Raw genomic sequence first — 15,070 nt, 5'->3', positions numbered from 1 at the left:
CTGCCGACTGCCGACGAAACGGGCCGCCCCGGCGGGAGTTCGCCTAAAGGTCGAGCTGATACTCGTGGGCCGTGTGCATCGGGAGATAGCCCAGACCGTCGTTGACGCGACGCATGTACGGGTTGTTGTCGGCGGTGTCGGTCAGCAGGCCGCCGAGGCCGGGGTGGCGTTCGCGGGCCCGGACGATCGAGGCGGCCTTCATCCGGCGGGCGAGGCCGCGGCCGCGGTGTTCGGGCAGCACCGCCGTGCCGTAGTGCTGGGCGTCGCCCGTCCCGCTGCCCGGGACCACGAGTTCGGTGAAGCCCGCGATGGCACCGTCCGACCGGTCGACGGCCGCCACCGTGTGGAGGACGTCCCCCCGTGCGGCGACGGCCGAGGCGGCCTCCCGCACCCGTTCGAGGTCCCAGACCACCGTGCCGTAGTCGACCGCGCCCATCGGCATGTCGTCCATGGCCCGGCGCGATGCCACGTAGGTGTCGGCGAGCGCGTCGGGCACCATTCCCTCCCACGCCGCCAGGCGGTAAGCGGCCTGAGGCTGTTCGGCGACGGCGGTGAGCGCGGGAAGGTCGGCGTCGGCGAGCTCGAGGCGGGCGTAGGTCAGGGCCAGCGCGGCGCGGAAGCCGCAGGCGAGGAGGAGCGCGGAGCCGGGAGAGCCGGCTTCGGCCTGGGACACGACAGCTCGTCGGCCGTCCTGGCGGGCGGCCGCGACGGCCGCGTCGACCAGGAGGGAGCCCGTTCGCCGGCGTCGTTCGGCCGGATGGACCTGGACGTCCAGTTCGGCGACGTGGCGCTGCCCGTCGCGGGAGAACAGCCGCAGGGAGGCTGACCCGAGGGGGCGGCCGTCAGGGCCGGCGGCCAGCCAGACGAGGCGGCGGCCGGAGGACGTCTCCTCAGGCTCGGCCAACGCGGCCAGAACGATCTCGGTCTCGGCGGTCATGTCGGTGTCGGCGGTGTCAGCAGTCACCGCGGTCTCGGCGGTCTCGGCGGTCTCGGCGGTCTCGGCGGTCATGCGTACGGACAAGCTGTCTCCCTTACGGGCGGAAAGGACGGGCGCGGGGCGGGACTCACTCGGCGCCGGGGACCCGGCACGGGCCTTCAGCTGGCCCAGGGCAGGACGCGGGTGCCCTCGGTACCGGGCACGGAAGCCACCCCGTCCAAGCGCATGGCGACGTGGGCCTCGGCCGCCTGCGGGGCGTGGACCTGGCGGAGCACGTCCGGCGGGAGGATCAAGGTCTGCCCGGCCGTGATCTCGTCGGTGCGGCCTCCGCAGGTGACGTGCAGGACGCCCGCGGTCACCGTCCAAACCTGTTCGCGGCTGATGGAGTGTTCGGGGCCGGTCTGACCCGGCTCCATCGCGACGGTCCAGGTGCTCAGTTCCGTACTGCCCCGGCTCGGAGCGGCCAGGCCGGTCATACGAGCGTTCGGGGACTCGGTGACGTTCTCGGTGGTGGGAATGATCACGCGCACGGCGGCCACCTCTGGCTCCTGGGACTGATCCGTCTGCTCGACCTGATCGATCTGCTCGATCTGCTCGATCTCGTCGTTCGGCTGGGTCTCGTCGGGGGTGACCCATTCGACGAGCTGGACGACGATCCCGTTCGGGTCGGTCAGCTGGAACAGCCGCTCGCCCCAGGGCTCTTCGCGCAGCGGCATGGTGATCGGCGCGCCGGCCTCACGCAGCCGCCGCTCCTCGGCGTCGAGGCCGGCGACGGTGAGCGCCAGGATCAGGCCGCCGGCCTGCCGGTCACGCTGATCGGCCGGGAGCACCTCGGTTCCGCGGCGGAGCAGCACGATGTCGGCGGCGGCGTCACCGCGGGTCAGGGAGGCGAAGCCGTCGGCGGCCATGGCGACCTCGTAGCCGAGGTGGGTGCAGAAGAACGCGCGCGAGGCGTCCACGTCGGCGACGGTGAGGGACAGGGTGGAGGTGGTGACGTTCAGGGCGTCTCCTGGGAGTCGGGGGTGTGAGCGGCTCGGGTGTGTTGCGCGTTCCGGCGGTGCATCACGCGCGGGGCGCCGAGGAACGGTTCCCGCTCGCATCGGCGTCCCTCGCATAGGTCAGGACGAGGTTGCCGCCCTCGAACACACGACTGCCGGTGAGCCGGAAGGTGCGCGGCGAGAAGGCCGCACGGAAGAGCGGAATGCCGGTGCCGGCCACGATCGGGTACTGCTTGACGATCAACTCATCTATTTCAGAGAGCAGTTGGCCCGCGAGATCGGCGCCGCCGCAGAGCCAGATCCCGAGCCCGTCCTCGTGCTTGAGCTTGCGGACGAGGGCGACCGGTTCTTCGGCGGTGACTTCGACGGCCGGGTCCGGGCTGGTGGTGAGCGAGCGGGAGAGCACGATCTGCCTCAGATGGGCGTAGGGGCTGGTGAGGCCGGCGGCCATGCCTGGGGCGTACGTGCCGCGGCCCATGAGCACGGTGTCGAAGCGGGCCAGGGGCGCGTCCGCGACACCGAGGGCGGCGCGGCCGGGGGTCGGCAGCGCATCCGCGTACTCGCCGGCCAAGTGCGGCACGTAGTCCTCGGTGAGGCACGGGGCGAAGAAGTCGAACTCGCCGTCGGGCGAGGCGATGAAGCCGTCGATGGTGGTGCCGACGAAGTAGGTGAGCTTGCGCATCCAGTTCCTTTAACCAGGCGAATTTTGCGACGGACGTAAGATTAGGTCGGACCTCCCAAGCCGTCAAGCCTAAATTTGCTACGGATGTAAGATTGCTCCATGGCTACCGAGATGGGACTCCGTGAGTCCAAGAAGCAGGAGACCAGGCAACTGATCTCCGACTGCGCGACCAGGCTCTTCATCGAGCAGGGCTTCGAGCAGACCACCATCGCCGAGATCGCCGCATCGGCCCGCGTGGCCAAGAAGACGGTGACCAACTACTTCCCGCGCAAGGAGGACCTGGCCCTCGACCACCACGAGGCGTTCACCCAGGGCCTGGCCCGGACCGTCGCCGAGCGCGGCCCCGACGAAGAACCGCTCACCGCCCTGGGACGGACCTTCCGCACCGCCCTGCTGGAACACAGCCCGGTCGTCGGCTTCACCGGCCCCGCGTTCGCCCGCATGGTCGCCGACAGCCCCACCCTCACCGCCAGGCTGCGCGAACTGCACGATCAGCGGGAGGAGGCCTTGGCCGCAGCCCTGACCGCCGCCGCCACCCCGGACACCGCCCCGGACCCGGTTCCGCCCATCGCACCCCGGGCGGCCGCGGCCCTGATCGCCGCGGCCGACCGACTGCTGTTCCGGCGCATCCAGGAACTCACCCTGGCCGGCCGGACCGACGACCAGATCGAGGCCACACTGATCCCGGAGGCCGACCACCTCCGCGCCCTCCTCGGCGCAGCCCTGAGCAACGGGCCGTCCACCGCGGCCTGATGACACCGCCGCATCGCCCGGGATCACGCTGCCATGCCCTCCGATGTGAAGATCAGTGGCATGCCTTCGTCATCGACCCCTGCCCTTTGGCCCGTTTCGCTGAGCACGGACCGCCTCGTCTTGCGTCCGATCGAGCGCGCTGACGTCGCCGCCGTGTCGCGGCTCTGGACGGACGCCGAGGTCCGCCGCTATCTGGGTGGGCCTGTGTCTGGGGAGGCGCTTCGCGCCCGAGAGGAGGGATGCGTCGCGGCCTTCGGTGTGTTCAGCGTGGTCCGGGCGACGGACATGTCCGTGGTCGGCCTGGTGTCGGTCCAACCATGCTCAACCCGAAACGGCCGGACGGAGGTGTCGTATCAACTGCTGCCGGAGCACTGGGGCTGCGGGTATGGCAGGGAGGCGGTCGCCGTCGCAGTGAGCTGGGCCCTGGAGCAGGTGACACCCCAGCGGCCCGAGGTGGTCGCCGTCACCCAGAAGACCAACGAGCGTTCACGTCGGCTGCTCGAGTCCATCGGGATGCGACTGATCGACACCTTCGTGGAGTGGGGTGCGGAGCAGGTCATGTACGCCACCCCGTACGAGCCGCCTCACACCATCGAGTAGCTCGTCGAGCGCACATTCCACCGGCCACACGCACCACTGCGGCACATGACGGTCTCCGAGGACGCCGACGGCGCGAGCTGTGTACGGGGTGAGTCAAGACGGGTGGATCGCGTCGGCATGCGCTTTGATGTGGCCGTGGGATGCCTGGACACGGCGGCTCGCCGCGTTGCGGACGCGCCGGGTGCGCCCACGCTCGGCGAGGAGGCTGAGGGCGTCGGGTGAGATGACGAACTCCACGGCCACGGCTGTGCGCTGGAACCAGTCGGATGCGCTGGTGAGCTCCTCGGCTGTCCACGGCTCGTCCAGGGCGATCGCTCGGAGCAGGGTCCATTCGCGCAGGCGGCAGGTGAGGAAGGCCCGGTCCCCGATGGTTGTGGCCATCATCCGGGCCCAGGCGGGGAAGCGGGAATCGGTCAGCAGCTCAGCAGCCCGGCGCTCCGTGTGGCGGTTCACCGCGGACTCCGCCATCGACACGCAGTCGTCGCGCAGGACGGCCGCCAGCAGAGCGGCCTCGTCCGCCTCCGGGACGACCTCCAGGGCCTGCAGGTAGTCGGCGTAGCGCCGGTGCTCGGGGGGTTCGTCGTCAATGCTGGGAGCAGTCATGCGGCACTCCCGTCCCTTCGCTCGCCTCGCGGTGTGATCCGCTTCTGAGGCACCCGTGGGGCGTGCCTAGCCGAGGGTGGCCGCATAAGTGGTCTGGGCTCGGTATTTCCAGGTCGGGCCCGCGTTCCAGGGGTTGGGCATGACGGCACTGGTCGCGTACGCGTAGCCGGCGCCGCGGGCGAAGGCCGTGCGGAGGGTGGCGCGCATCGCTTCCGCGTCGGGCACGTCGTGGACCAGGTGCCAGAACGCCGTGCCGCTCGGGTCCAGTTCGGTGCCGGCGCGGTAGCCGGACTGGTGGTCGAAGACGTTGCCGCCGAGCCAGCCGGCGCCGGTGTACGCGGCGTACGTGTCCTCGTACGTGACGAAGATGTCCGCGGTCCGGCGGCCCGGTTCGAGGTAGCAGTCGGCTATGGCGGTGCCCGGGTTGTTGACGACGAGGTGGGGCGCGGCCGGGTCTACGGCGTTCATGGCGTCCTGGACGTAGCGGCGCAGCTCTGCGTAGTGGTCGCGGGTGGCGTTGGCCGGGCCGCAGTCGCGGCTGACGACGTCGAAGAAGATGCCGTCGACGTGGAGGCGGCCGTCGGGGGTCCTGAGGTAGTTGTCGATGGAGGCCTCGACGGCGGTGATGTCGCGGTTGCCGTGGTCGGTGTGGACGTAGCCGAGCACCTTGGTCTTCTCGCCGGTGGAGGTGGTTCGTCCGCGCAGCGCGTCGGCGCGGGCCCGCCAGGGGGCGTCGAACGCGGAGTCGCCGTTGCCCGGGTTCAGCACGACCACCGAGGCGGCCGGGCCGGTGGTGGTGAGGTCGGTCAGCATGCGGTCGTTCGCCCAGACGTACGCGGGGACGCCTATCTCCAGGCCCCGTACGCCGGGCGTCCGGGGTGTGGGGGGCGGGCCGGCGGTGGCGGCTGGGGGTGCGTCGCGCGCCGACGCGGTGAGGGCCGGCGCCGGCGCGGCCAGTAAGGCGATGGCCAGAACGGCGTACAGGGCCTTCACGGCGCGGGGCATGAACGTTTCCTCCGGCGGCGGCAGGGGGGCGACCCGAGGAACACTAGACGGGCGGCCCATCGTTCAAGGCTGAACCGCCCGCATTGGTGTGAGGAACTGACGAGCGAGTCATCACCTCATGTTGTGAACTCCGGGAGGGGGCGGGCCGGCCCTCAGCCCGCCCTTGCGTCATACGGCGGACAGCCCGACCCCGTACGCCAGCTGGCCGGCCGCATGCGCGAAGAAGGCGGCGCGGTCCTCGACGACCCGGTTGAACTGGCCGAACAGCTCGAAGGAGACCAGACCCGTCAACTGCGCCCAGGCGGCCACCAGCGCGGCCGTGACCGCGGGGGGCAGACCCTCGGCGAAGTCGGCGGTCATCCGGTCGGCCTCGGGACGCAGCTCGGGCGGCAGCGGGGGGAGGGCGAGGCCGCGTCCTTCGTAGGCGGTGCGCAGGATGCCGATGAAGGCGTTGCCGACCCGGGAGGCCGGGCCGACGGTGTCCACGGGCGCGCTGTAGCCGGGAACCGGGGAACCGTAGATGAGCGCGTACTCGTGCGGGTGCTCCAGTGCCCAGGCCCTGACGGCCTCGCAGACCGCGATCCAGCGGGCACGGGGCGCGGCCCCGGCGGCGTGGGCGCGGGCGTCGGCCTCCTCGGCGGCGGCGCCGACGCTGTCGTACGCGTCGACGATGAGCGCCGTGAGCAGGTCGTCGCGGCTCGGGAAGTACCGGTAGAGGGCGGAGGAGACCATGCCCAGCTCGCGGGCGACGGCACGCAGGGACAGCTTGGCGGCGCCCTCGGCCGCGAGTCTGCGGCGCGCCTCGCCCTTGATGGCGGCGGTGACCTCGGTGCGGGCCCGTTCCCTGGCCCCTCGCACGGTGTTCATGCGGATCAGTGTGCCACGCATGAGGATCAGTGCCCAAAAAAGAGAGCGCCGACCTAATAAGAGAGCACCGCTCTTGCTTTGGTGCATCGATCCGTGCACACTGATCTCAAGCGAGAGCAGTGCTCTCACAGAAGTGGAAATCGGCCCCGGAGGTCACGATGAACGCTCCCACCCCGTACTACGTCCAGGCCGGCCCCTTCGCCACGCGCTTCAACGCGCTCTTCGGCAAGCTCGCCCGCTTCGGCATCAGCCTGGCCGGGAGCGCCGAGCTGTCGGTCCGCGGCCGCACGTCCGGCGAAATGCAGCGGATCCCGGTCAACCCCCACACGTACGAGGGCGCCCAGTACCTGGTCTCGGCCCGCGGGCACTCCCAGTGGGTCCGCAACATGCGGGTCGCGGGCGGCGGCGAGCTGCGGGTGGGCCGCAAGGTGCGCACGTTCACCGTCACGGAGATCACCGATCCGGTCCAGAAGGCCGCCGTCCTGCGCACCTACCTGGAGAAGTGGGGCTGGGAGGTCAACCGGTTCTTCCAGGGGGTCACCGCGAAGTCCTCCGAGGCGGAGCTCCGGGCGGCCTCCGGCGACCACCCGGTCTTCCGCATCACGGTGTCGAACTGACCGCGGCGGACGGCGGACGGCGGCCGTCCCGACCGCTCAGCCAAGCCGCCGAGCCGCCAAGCCGCCGCAGCCTTCCGCCCCACGGGCCCGGGGTGGTCGAGTGCCGGATCCATGACGACCGTCGCACCCCCCACCCCGCGGCCCCGCGCACGACTCCCTACCCCCGGCCGCCGCTCCGCGCCGCCTCCTGGCGGGCGTCCAGCACCTGCAGGGCCTTGCGGGCCAGCGGGTACGTACGGACCAGGTCGGCCAGCGTCGTCGCGCCACGCGTGATGCGCGCGAAGGCCCTCCACGCCGGACGGAAGCCGGTGATCACCGCGTGCAGCAGCCCCGGCCGAACCTCGAAGAGGGTCAGCATCCGCTTCCCGACCCCCATCTCGACGCCCAGCCCGGCCTTCACCGCGAAGGCGTAGTTGAGGGCCTGGCGGCGCGCGTCCACCGCGTCCTGCGCCTCGGAGATCTTCACCGCCCACTCCCCCGCGAGCCGCCCCGAGCGCAGCGCGAACGAGATTCCCTCCCGGGTCCACGGCTCCAGCAGTCCGGCCGCGTCGCCCGCCACCAGCACCCGGCCGCGCGAGAGCGGCGAATCTGGCTTGCGGCATCGGGTCAGGTGACCGGAGGAGACGGCCGGTTCGAAACCGGCGAGCCCGAGCCGGGCGATGAAGTCGTCCAGGTAGCGCTTGGTCGCGGCGCCCTCGCCCTTGGCCGAGATGACCCCGACGGTGAGGGTGTCGCCCTTGGGGAAGACCCAGCCGTAACTGCCGGGCAGCGGGCCCCAGTCGATCAGCACCCGCCCCTTCCAGTCCTCCGCGACCGTCTCGGGAACGGGGATCTCCGCCTCCAGACCGAGGTCCACCTGGTCCATCTCGACGCCGACGTGCGCACCGATCCGGCTGGCGCTGCCGTCCGCGCCGACCACCGCGCGGGCCAGCACGGTCTCCCCGTCGGCGAGCACCACGGCGACGGTGCGCCGGTCGGGGACGGCCGCCCCGTGCTGTTCGACCCGGGCCACGGCGGTACCCGTACGGACAGTGGCACCCGCCTTCTCGGCCTCGGCGACCAGTCCCGCGTCGAACTCCGGCCGGTTGATGAGTCCGAAGAGCATCTGCTTGGAGCGCCGGGTACGGGCCAGCCTGCCGTCCATCGAGAAGGTGACCGCGTGGATGCGGTCCTTCAAAGGCAGGACGAAGCCCGGGGGCAGGGCGTCGCGCGAAGGGCCGATGATGCCGCCACCGCAGGTCTTGTAGCGGGGCAGTTCGGACTTCTCCAGCAGCAGGACCCGCCGCCCGGCCGTCGCCGCCGCGTACGCGGCCGAGGAGCCGGCCGGTCCGGCTCCGACCACGACCACATCCCACACCTCACCGGTCTCACCGGTGTCCTCGGGCTCACCGGTGTCCTCGGGCTCAGCCGTTTTCCCGGCACCAGCGGTCTCCCCCGCCTCCCCGGTTTCCCCGGCCTCTCCAGCCGCTGCCGTCTCCCGGGCCGCCTCGTCGCCCGCGTCCCGCGCGGCCCGCTCCGCGCCCTTGCCCATGCCGACGCCCGCCTCTGCGCCTGCGCCTGCGTCCCCGCCCGCGCCCACGCCTGCGTCTGCACCTGCACCTGCGTCCGCACCTGCGTCGCGTACGTCGTCGTCGCTGCTCACGATGTGTTGCCGCTCCTGATCACCCGGTTGCTCCGATGCCGGTGAAATCCTACGGCGAGACGCCGCCTCGCCCTGCTGTGCGAGGATCGGGACTGTCTTTCGCCGTACCCGGCATACGCACACCCCGCGGATGCGGGCGGCGTACACAAAGAACAACGTCGCACCCAAAAGGAGCGTGCCCATGCCCCGGAATCCGATCGCCGAGACCGTCGCCTCGCTGATGCCCCGTGCCAAGCAGGAGCTGACCGAGTTGGTGGCCTTCCAGTCGGTGGCGGACTGGGCGCAGTTCCCGCAGAGCGAGAGCCGGGCCGCCGCCGACTGGGTGGCCGATGCCCTGCGCGTGGAGGGCTTCCAGGACGTGGCGCTGCTCGACACCCCCGACGGCACCCAGTCCGTCTACGGCTTCCTGCCCGGCCCCCAGGGCGCGCCGACCGTTCTGCTCTACGCGCACTACGACGTCCAGCCGCCCCTGAACGACGCCGCCTGGATCTCTCCCGCCTTCGAGCTGACCGAGCGCGACGGCCGCTGGTACGGGCGCGGCGCGGCCGACTGCAAGGGCGGGTTCATCATGCACCTGCTGGCGCTGCGGGCCTTGAAGGCCAACGGCGGCGTGCCGGTGAGCGTGAAGGTGATCGTCGAGGGGTCCGAGGAGCAGGGCACCGGCGGCCTCCAGCAGTACGCCGAGGCGCACCCGGAGCTGTTGGCCGCCGACACCATCGTCATCGGCGACGCGGGGAACTTCCGCCTCGGCCTGCCTACGGTGACGGCCACCCTGCGCGGCATGTGCCTGCTCAAGGTGAAGATCGACACGCTGGGCGGCAATCTTCACTCCGGCATGTTCGGCGGCGCCGCCCCCGACGCACTGGCCGCGCTCATCCGGGTGCTCGACTCGCTCCGCGCCGCGGACGGTTCGACGACCGTGGACGGGCTCGCCTCGGATGCGGTGTGGGACGGCCTGCAGTACTCGGAGGCGGACTTCCGCGCCGACGCGAAGGTCCTGGACGGGGTCGAACTGATAGGCGACGGCACGATCGCGGACCGGCTGTGGGCCCGGCCGGCCGTGACGGTCCTCGGCATCGACTGCCCGCCGGTGGTCGGCGCGACGCCGTCGGTTCACGCGAGCGCCGGAGCGCTCATCAGCCTGCGGGTGCCGCCGGGCGCGGACACCGCCGAGGCCGTCAAGCTGCTGCAGGCGCACCTGGAGGCGCACACGCCGTGGAAGGCGCGCCTCGAACTCGAGGTGGTCGGCCAGGGCCAGCCGTTCCAGGCGGACACCGACAGCCCGGCGTACGCGTCGATGCGGGCGGCGCTGCAGGACGCGTACCCCGGCCAGGAGATGCAGATCAGCGGCATGGGCGGGTCGATCCCGCTGTGCAACACGCTGACGTCGCTGTACCCGGCCGCGGAGATGCTGCTGATCGGGCTGAGCGAGCCGGAGGCGCAGATCCACGCGGTCAACGAGAGCGTGTCGCCCGAAGAACTGGAGCGCCTGTCGGTGGCGGAGGCCCTCTTCCTCGTCAACTACGCGGAGTCCCGGCGCGCCTGAACCGATCCGGGTTTCGGGAGGCGGCTGCCGCGGCCCGGATCCGCCCGCGTGTGTGTACGCCCAGGGCGCAGTGCGCCCTGGGCGTACTGCGCTCCCGGTGAAGTCACGTGCACGGGGCGGTGGGCCGTGCGTACGTTCGCCGTATGGATCTTGTAGAAGTGCTTCCGAACCGGCTCCACATGCTCCGCTTCCCCATCGGTCAGGCCTATCTCTGGCAGGACGGCGAGGCCCTCACCCTGATCGACGCCGGCAACGTCGAGTCCGCCGCCGGGATCGAGGAGGCGATACGTTCCCTCGGGCTGCTGCCCGAGCGGCTGGAGCGGATCGTCCTCACCCATTGCCACCGCGACCACGTCGGTGCGGCCGGTGAGCTCGCCGCCCGCTGGGGCGCGCGGGTACTGGCGCACCGCCTGGACGCGCCCGTGATCCGAGGCGAGCGGCCCGTTCCCGAACCGGTGTTGCTGGACTGGGAGATACCGCTGTACGCGCACGGCATGACCGTCCCCGAGGCCCCGCCCACCCGCGTCGACCGTGAGCTGGAGGACGGGGACGCGCTGGGCTTCGGGGACGGAGCGTACGTGGTGCACGCCCCGGGCCACACGGACGGCAGCATCGGGGTCCACCTCCCGCGCCACGGCGTGCTGTTCACCGGCGACTGCATCGCCGCGGTCGGGCCGCTGATGCTGGGCGTCTTCAACGTGGACCGGGCCCGTGCGATCGACTCCTTCCACCACCTGGCGGGGCTCGCCCCTTCGATCGCCTGCTTCGGCCACGGCGATCCGCTGACGGTCGACACGGCGGCCGCCCTGGCCAAGGCCGCCGCAGAGACGCCTTCCTGAGCGCCCGGCCCGTCCCCACGATCCGTCGGAGGGGGCCCGTGTCCGGGGGCCTGCAGGGTACCCGTCACAGTCGCATCCCGTGAATCACCCGTCGAACAGAATGCCGGATACCCGCGCGGCCCAGGCACGGACCCACACCCGGTTCCCAGCGCGGATCCACGCGCGGACGCCAACGCACACGCCACACGCACACGCCCGCGCACGGGTCCGCGCATGCGTCCGCTCTGACGCCGTTCAGCCGACCGGGGTGCCCGCCTCCAGGTACAGCGGGCGTCCGCGTTCCCGGGCGCGCAGGGCCCAGCGGAGGCGTTCGTGACGGTGCTGCGGGAGGAGGCCGGCGGCCTCGGCCTCCGTGACGAAGCGCCAGGCCCGCAGTTCCGGACCCGGCAGCCGGAGCCGGGCCGTCGCCTCTGCCGACAGGCGGCCCCCGTCGAAGAGCAGGCGCAACCCCCCGTACCCGGGCGGCTGCGGGGGCTCCCAGTCGACCACCAGCAGCCCGGGCGCCCGGTCCAGTACGAGACCCAGCTCCTCCGCGACCTCCCGCGCGCCCGCGCCCGCCGGCGCCTCGCCCGCTTCGACGACCCCGCCCGGGAACTCCCAGCCCGCTTTGTACGTCGGGTCCACCAGCAGCACCCGGTCCTGCTCGTCGAAGAGCAGCACGCCGGCCGCCACCGTCTCCCGCGTCGGTTCCGGGGTCTGCACGATGTCGCAGACCCGCGCCGCCTCCGAGCGGACGGCTTCGGCGATCCGCTCCGCCGTCTCCCGCGGGGTCAGGTTCCCGTTGTCGATGACGTGCGCGTCCCCCGTGAGCCAGCCGAGGGCCTGCTGGTAGACCGGGATGTGGTCGTATGCCCACCGGCGGACCCGGCGGTCCACCTCCTCGGGCTCCCCCGGCTCCCGCCGCGTGGCGATCCGCTCCCGCAGGATCGTTTCCGCAGGGGCGAGCAGCACGTGCCGCACCGGTATCCGCCGCGCCGCCAGCCCGCCGAAGATCTCGTCCCGGTACTCCTGGCGCAGCAGCGTCATCGGCACGACGAGCACGCCGCCCAGCTCCGCGAGCATCGCCGCGGCGGTGTCCACGACCAGGCGCCGCCAACTCGGCAGGTCCTGGTAGTCGGTGACCTCCGCCAGCCGCTTGGGCGGCAGCAGCACGCGCAGCGCGTCACCGATGAACTCCGGGTCGAACAGGGTGCCGTCCGGCAGGATTCCGGTCAGTTCGCGGGCCGTGCTGGTCTTTCCGGCGCTGAATGTGCCGTTGATCCAGACAATCACGTCTACCCCTCTCCCCATGGCTCGTCCGGAGCCCCCAGTGCCTTGCCCGCACCACCCTGCCACGGAAACCTCACTCTCGGCCGTGTGCTTATCCTCAAGGTCACAGCCCTGCCCGAGAGCCCCGGAGGATTCACCACCGTGCCCCTCAACCGCCGTCCGTCCGAGCCCCGCTACGGCAACCGGCCGACCATGAAGGATGTGGCGTCCCGGGCGGGCGTCGGCCTGAAGACGGTGTCGCGGGTGGTCAACGGCGAGCCGGGCGTCACCCCCGAGACCGAGAAGCGGGTCCAGGAGGCGATCGACGCGCTGGGCTTCCGCCGCAACGACAGCGCGCGCGTCCTGCGCAAGGGCCGGACCGCCACCGTGGGCCTGGTCCTGGAAGACCTCGCGGACCCCTTCTACGGTCCGCTGAACCGGGCGGTGGAGGAGGTGGCCCGCGCGCACGGGGCGCTGCTCATCAACGGCTCCAGCGCCGAGGACCCGGAGCGCGAGCGGGAGTTGGCGCTCGCGCTGTGCGCCCGCCGGGTGGACGGCCTGATCGTGATCCCGGCCGGGGACGACCACCGCTACCTGGAGCCGGAGATCCGGGCCGGCGTGGCCACGGTGTTCGTGGACCGCCCCGCCGGGCGGATCGACGCGGACGTGGTGCTGTCGGACAGCTTCGGCGGCTCCCGGAACGGGGTCGCCCACCTGATCGCGGGCGGCCACCGCCGGATCGGCTTCATCGGCGACCACCCCCGCATCCACACGGCGACGGAACGCCTGCGCGGTTATCGCGCGGCCATGGCGGAGGCGGGCCTGCCGGTGGAGGGGTCCTGGGTCAACCTCGGCTCGACGGACCCCGACCGGGTCGCGGCGGCGACGAACTCGATGCTCGAGGGTCCGGAGGCGGTGACCGCGGTCTTCGCCGGCAACAACCGCGTGACGGTCACGGTGGTACGGATCCTCGCCGGCCGGGAGCGGCCGGTGGCCCTGGTCGGCTTCGACGACTTCGAGCTGGCCGACCTGCTCCGCCCCGGCGTGACGGTGGTCGCCCAGGACCCGGCGACGCTGGGCCGGGTGGCCACGGACCGCCTCTTCCAGCGCCTGGCGGGGGCCGCGCTCCCGACGTCGCGCATCGAACTCCCGACCCGCCTGATCGCACGCGGCTCGGGCGAACTCCCGCCCGCACCCTGACGGATACCGGAGCAGCCGCGGTACGACGGGAACAGCGGCAGCGCCACCGGCCGCCGTCAGCCCGGCGGGCACGGACCGCCCGGGCGGGATCCCGCCGAGGTGGCCGAGCACGCCGCCGATGAGGAGGGAGAGCGGCCCAGGCCCGGCTCCGATGCTCCGGGGCCGGGCCGTAGGGCGCGTCGGGGTCAGGCGGTCGCCGTCAGCGTCGCCGAGCGACGCGGGATCGCGAAGGCGTCCAGCTCGGCCCGGGTCAGGCCGGTCAGGGCGGTGACCTCCTCGGCGCCCACCGCGCCGCAGTCGAGGCCACGGACCAGGTAGCCGGCCAGGGCCTTGGCGGTGGCGGGCTCGTCCATCACGTCGCCCTCGATCTTGGCTACGTACGCCTTCAGGCGCGCGGCGGCGGCCTCGAGGCCCTCGCGGTAGAAGGTGAAGACGGCCGCGTAGCGGGTCGGCAGGTGTGCCGGGTGCATGTCCCAGCCCTGGTAGTAGGCGCGGGCCAGGGCGCGGCGGGTGAGGCCGTAGTGCAGCTTCCAGCCCTCGTGGACCTTCTCGGTGGTACCGATCGGCAGCACGTTGGTGGAGCCGTCGGAGACACGGACGCCGGTCCCGGCGGCCGCGACCTGCATGATCGCCTTCGCGTGGTCGGCCGCGGGGTGGTCGCTGGCCTGATAGGCGGCGGAGACGCCGACGCAGGCGCTGTAGTCGAAGGTGCCGTAGTGCAGGCCGGTGGCGCGACCCTTGGAGGCCTCGATCATCCGGGCGACGGTGGCGGTGCCGTCGGAGGCCAGGATGGACTGGCTGGTCTCGATCTGGATCTCGAAGCCGATCCGGCCCGGGCGCAGGCCGCGGGCCGTCTCGAAGGCCTCCAGCAGCTTGACGAAGGCGCTGACCTGCTCGGCGTAGGTGACCTTGGGGAGGGTGAGGACGAGGCCGTCGGGCAGGCCGCCGTGCTCCAGCAGCCCGGAGAGGAAGATGTCGGTGGTGCGGATGCCGCGGTCGCGGACGTTGGACTCCATGCACTTCATGCGGATGCCCATGTACGGGGCGTTGGTGCCGTTGGAGAAGGCCTCCGAGACGAGGCGCGCCGCGCGGGCAGCGGCCTGGTCCTCCTCCTCGTCGGAGCGGACGCCGAAGCCGTCCTCGAAGTCGACGCGGAGGTCCTCGACGGGCTCGCGCTGCAGCTTGGCGCGGACGCGGTCGTAGACCGGTACGGCGAGCTCGTCGGAGATGCCCAGGAGCGTGGCGAAGGTGGCGGCGTCCGGGGCGTGCTGGTCGAGCGCGGCGAGGGCCTGGTCGCCCCAGGAGCGGATCGTGTCCGCGGCGAAGACGTCACCGGGCACGTAAACCGTGTGGATGGGCTGCCGGGTGCCGGGGTCGCCCGGGTAGTGGCGCGCGAGTTCCGCGTCCACCGGCGCGAGGGAGGCGCTGATGCCCTCGCTGACCGCGCCTGCGAGGCTCGTCGCCACCTTCTCCTGCTGACCCATCGTGCACTCTCCTCTTTTCCGCTTCACGGAAGCTTAGATCCGCATAGCA

Annotated in this window: 15 protein-coding genes; 6 read left to right on the top strand and 9 right to left on the bottom strand. The window is 72.1% G+C overall.

Annotation, left to right across the window (positions count from 1 at the left end; genetic code table 11):
* Positions 1 to 43: 43 nt before the first annotated feature.
* The 3 genes from ACWGIF_RS03585 to ACWGIF_RS03575 all read right to left on the bottom strand — a co-directional run bounded on the left by ACWGIF_RS03585 (position 44) and on the right by ACWGIF_RS03575 (position 2,617).
* Positions 44 to 937 carry an N-acetyltransferase family protein gene (locus tag ACWGIF_RS03585; RefSeq protein ID WP_453490486.1) on the bottom strand — a complete coding sequence of 298 codons (894 nt, stop codon included), beginning with the start codon at positions 935 to 937 and terminating at the stop codon, positions 44 to 46.
* A 158-nt stretch (positions 938 to 1,095) separates the two neighbouring features.
* Positions 1,096 to 1,896, bottom strand: coding sequence for a VOC family protein (locus tag ACWGIF_RS03580; protein WP_453490425.1), 801 nt, complete (start codon positions 1,894 to 1,896; stop codon positions 1,096 to 1,098).
* A gap of 103 nt (positions 1,897 to 1,999) precedes the next feature.
* Positions 2,000 to 2,617, bottom strand: a complete 618-nt coding sequence (locus ACWGIF_RS03575) for a dihydrofolate reductase family protein (protein WP_453490423.1) — start codon at positions 2,615 to 2,617, stop codon at positions 2,000 to 2,002.
* A gap of 111 nt (positions 2,618 to 2,728) precedes the next feature.
* Between ACWGIF_RS03575 and ACWGIF_RS03570 the strand changes: the two genes are divergently transcribed.
* Both ACWGIF_RS03570 and ACWGIF_RS03565 read left to right on the top strand, forming a co-directional pair.
* The gene (locus ACWGIF_RS03570; protein WP_453490483.1) at positions 2,729 to 3,370 is read left to right on the top strand and encodes a TetR/AcrR family transcriptional regulator; all 642 of its coding nucleotides are present in this window, start codon (positions 2,729 to 2,731) and stop codon (positions 3,368 to 3,370) included.
* 33 nt (positions 3,371 to 3,403) lie between these two features.
* Positions 3,404 to 3,970, top strand: a complete 567-nt coding sequence (locus tag ACWGIF_RS03565) for a GNAT family N-acetyltransferase (RefSeq protein WP_453490420.1) — start codon at positions 3,404 to 3,406, stop codon at positions 3,968 to 3,970.
* 93 nt (positions 3,971 to 4,063) lie between these two features.
* Here the strand turns inward: ACWGIF_RS03565 and ACWGIF_RS03560 are convergent, their stop codons facing one another.
* The 3 genes from ACWGIF_RS03560 to ACWGIF_RS03550 form a co-directional block, all read right to left on the bottom strand.
* Complete coding sequence (locus ACWGIF_RS03560; RefSeq protein WP_453490418.1) at positions 4,064 to 4,573, bottom strand: hypothetical protein; 510 nt, start codon at positions 4,571 to 4,573, stop codon at positions 4,064 to 4,066.
* A gap of 66 nt (positions 4,574 to 4,639) precedes the next feature.
* Positions 4,640 to 5,578 carry a spherulation-specific family 4 protein gene (locus tag ACWGIF_RS03555; protein WP_453490415.1) on the bottom strand — a complete coding sequence of 313 codons (939 nt, stop codon included), beginning with the start codon at positions 5,576 to 5,578 and terminating at the stop codon, positions 4,640 to 4,642.
* Between the two features lie 168 nt (positions 5,579 to 5,746).
* The gene (locus ACWGIF_RS03550; protein ID WP_453490412.1) at positions 5,747 to 6,445 is read right to left on the bottom strand and encodes a TetR/AcrR family transcriptional regulator; all 699 of its coding nucleotides are present in this window, start codon (positions 6,443 to 6,445) and stop codon (positions 5,747 to 5,749) included.
* 158 nt (positions 6,446 to 6,603) lie between these two features.
* On the opposite strand from ACWGIF_RS03550, the gene ACWGIF_RS03545 reads away from it, so the two are divergent.
* Entirely contained in the window at positions 6,604 to 7,062 is a 459-nt protein-coding gene (locus ACWGIF_RS03545) for a nitroreductase/quinone reductase family protein (protein WP_453490409.1), read from the top strand.
* 157 nt (positions 7,063 to 7,219) lie between these two features.
* Here ACWGIF_RS03545 and ACWGIF_RS03540 read toward each other — a convergent pair whose 3' ends face one another.
* Positions 7,220 to 8,704 carry a geranylgeranyl reductase family protein gene (locus tag ACWGIF_RS03540; RefSeq protein ID WP_453490406.1) on the bottom strand — a complete coding sequence of 495 codons (1,485 nt, stop codon included), beginning with the start codon at positions 8,702 to 8,704 and terminating at the stop codon, positions 7,220 to 7,222.
* Positions 8,705 to 8,885: 181 nt separating this feature from the next.
* Between ACWGIF_RS03540 and ACWGIF_RS03535 the strand changes: the two genes are divergently transcribed.
* Both ACWGIF_RS03535 and ACWGIF_RS03530 read left to right on the top strand, forming a co-directional pair.
* The gene (locus ACWGIF_RS03535) at positions 8,886 to 10,250 is read left to right on the top strand and encodes a M20/M25/M40 family metallo-hydrolase (RefSeq protein WP_453490403.1); all 1,365 of its coding nucleotides are present in this window, start codon (positions 8,886 to 8,888) and stop codon (positions 10,248 to 10,250) included.
* 143 nt (positions 10,251 to 10,393) lie between these two features.
* Positions 10,394 to 11,089 carry an MBL fold metallo-hydrolase gene (locus ACWGIF_RS03530; protein WP_453490400.1) on the top strand — a complete coding sequence of 232 codons (696 nt, stop codon included), beginning with the start codon at positions 10,394 to 10,396 and terminating at the stop codon, positions 11,087 to 11,089.
* A 234-nt stretch (positions 11,090 to 11,323) separates the two neighbouring features.
* Here ACWGIF_RS03530 and ACWGIF_RS03525 read toward each other — a convergent pair whose 3' ends face one another.
* Entirely contained in the window at positions 11,324 to 12,361 is a 1,038-nt protein-coding gene (locus ACWGIF_RS03525) for an NUDIX domain-containing protein (protein ID WP_453490397.1), read from the bottom strand.
* Positions 12,362 to 12,550: 189 nt separating this feature from the next.
* On the opposite strand from ACWGIF_RS03525, the gene ACWGIF_RS03520 reads away from it, so the two are divergent.
* A complete protein-coding gene (locus tag ACWGIF_RS03520; protein WP_453490480.1) occupies positions 12,551 to 13,537 on the top strand; it encodes a LacI family DNA-binding transcriptional regulator in 987 nt (328 codons plus the stop codon).
* A gap of 185 nt (positions 13,538 to 13,722) precedes the next feature.
* On the opposite strand, the gene ACWGIF_RS03515 is transcribed toward ACWGIF_RS03520, so the two are convergent.
* Positions 13,723 to 15,021 carry a DUF6986 family protein gene (locus tag ACWGIF_RS03515; RefSeq protein WP_453490394.1) on the bottom strand — a complete coding sequence of 433 codons (1,299 nt, stop codon included), beginning with the start codon at positions 15,019 to 15,021 and terminating at the stop codon, positions 13,723 to 13,725.
* Positions 15,022 to 15,070: the final 49 nt, after the last annotated feature.

The organism is Streptomyces sp. NPDC054849 (genome assembly GCF_053610945.1).
This window is presented reverse-complemented; position numbering and strand designations above follow the sequence as displayed.

Excerpts from the sequence above, each read along its gene's own strand:
- ACWGIF_RS03585 (WP_453490486.1), bottom strand. The coding sequence starts at position 937 with ATGACCGCCGAGACCGAGATCGTTCTGGCCGCGTTGGCCGAGCCTGAG.
- ACWGIF_RS03575 (WP_453490423.1), bottom strand. The coding sequence starts at position 2,617 with ATGCGCAAGCTCACCTACTTCGTCGGCACCACCATCGACGGCTTCATC.
- ACWGIF_RS03570 (WP_453490483.1), top strand. The coding sequence starts at position 2,729 with ATGGGACTCCGTGAGTCCAAGAAGCAGGAGACCAGGCAACTGATCTCC.
- ACWGIF_RS03565 (WP_453490420.1), top strand. The coding sequence starts at position 3,404 with ATGCCCTCCGATGTGAAGATCAGTGGCATGCCTTCGTCATCGACCCCT.
- ACWGIF_RS03560 (WP_453490418.1), bottom strand. The coding sequence starts at position 4,573 with ATGACTGCTCCCAGCATTGACGACGAACCCCCCGAGCACCGGCGCTAC.
- ACWGIF_RS03555 (WP_453490415.1), bottom strand. The coding sequence starts at position 5,578 with ATGCCCCGCGCCGTGAAGGCCCTGTACGCCGTTCTGGCCATCGCCTTA.
- ACWGIF_RS03550 (WP_453490412.1), bottom strand. The coding sequence starts at position 6,445 with ATGAACACCGTGCGAGGGGCCAGGGAACGGGCCCGCACCGAGGTCACC.
- ACWGIF_RS03545 (WP_453490409.1), top strand. The coding sequence starts at position 6,604 with ATGAACGCTCCCACCCCGTACTACGTCCAGGCCGGCCCCTTCGCCACG.
- ACWGIF_RS03535 (WP_453490403.1), top strand. The coding sequence starts at position 8,886 with ATGCCCCGGAATCCGATCGCCGAGACCGTCGCCTCGCTGATGCCCCGT.
- ACWGIF_RS03530 (WP_453490400.1), top strand. The coding sequence starts at position 10,394 with ATGGATCTTGTAGAAGTGCTTCCGAACCGGCTCCACATGCTCCGCTTC.
- ACWGIF_RS03520 (WP_453490480.1), top strand. The coding sequence starts at position 12,551 with ATGAAGGATGTGGCGTCCCGGGCGGGCGTCGGCCTGAAGACGGTGTCG.
- ACWGIF_RS03515 (WP_453490394.1), bottom strand. The coding sequence starts at position 15,021 with ATGGGTCAGCAGGAGAAGGTGGCGACGAGCCTCGCAGGCGCGGTCAGC.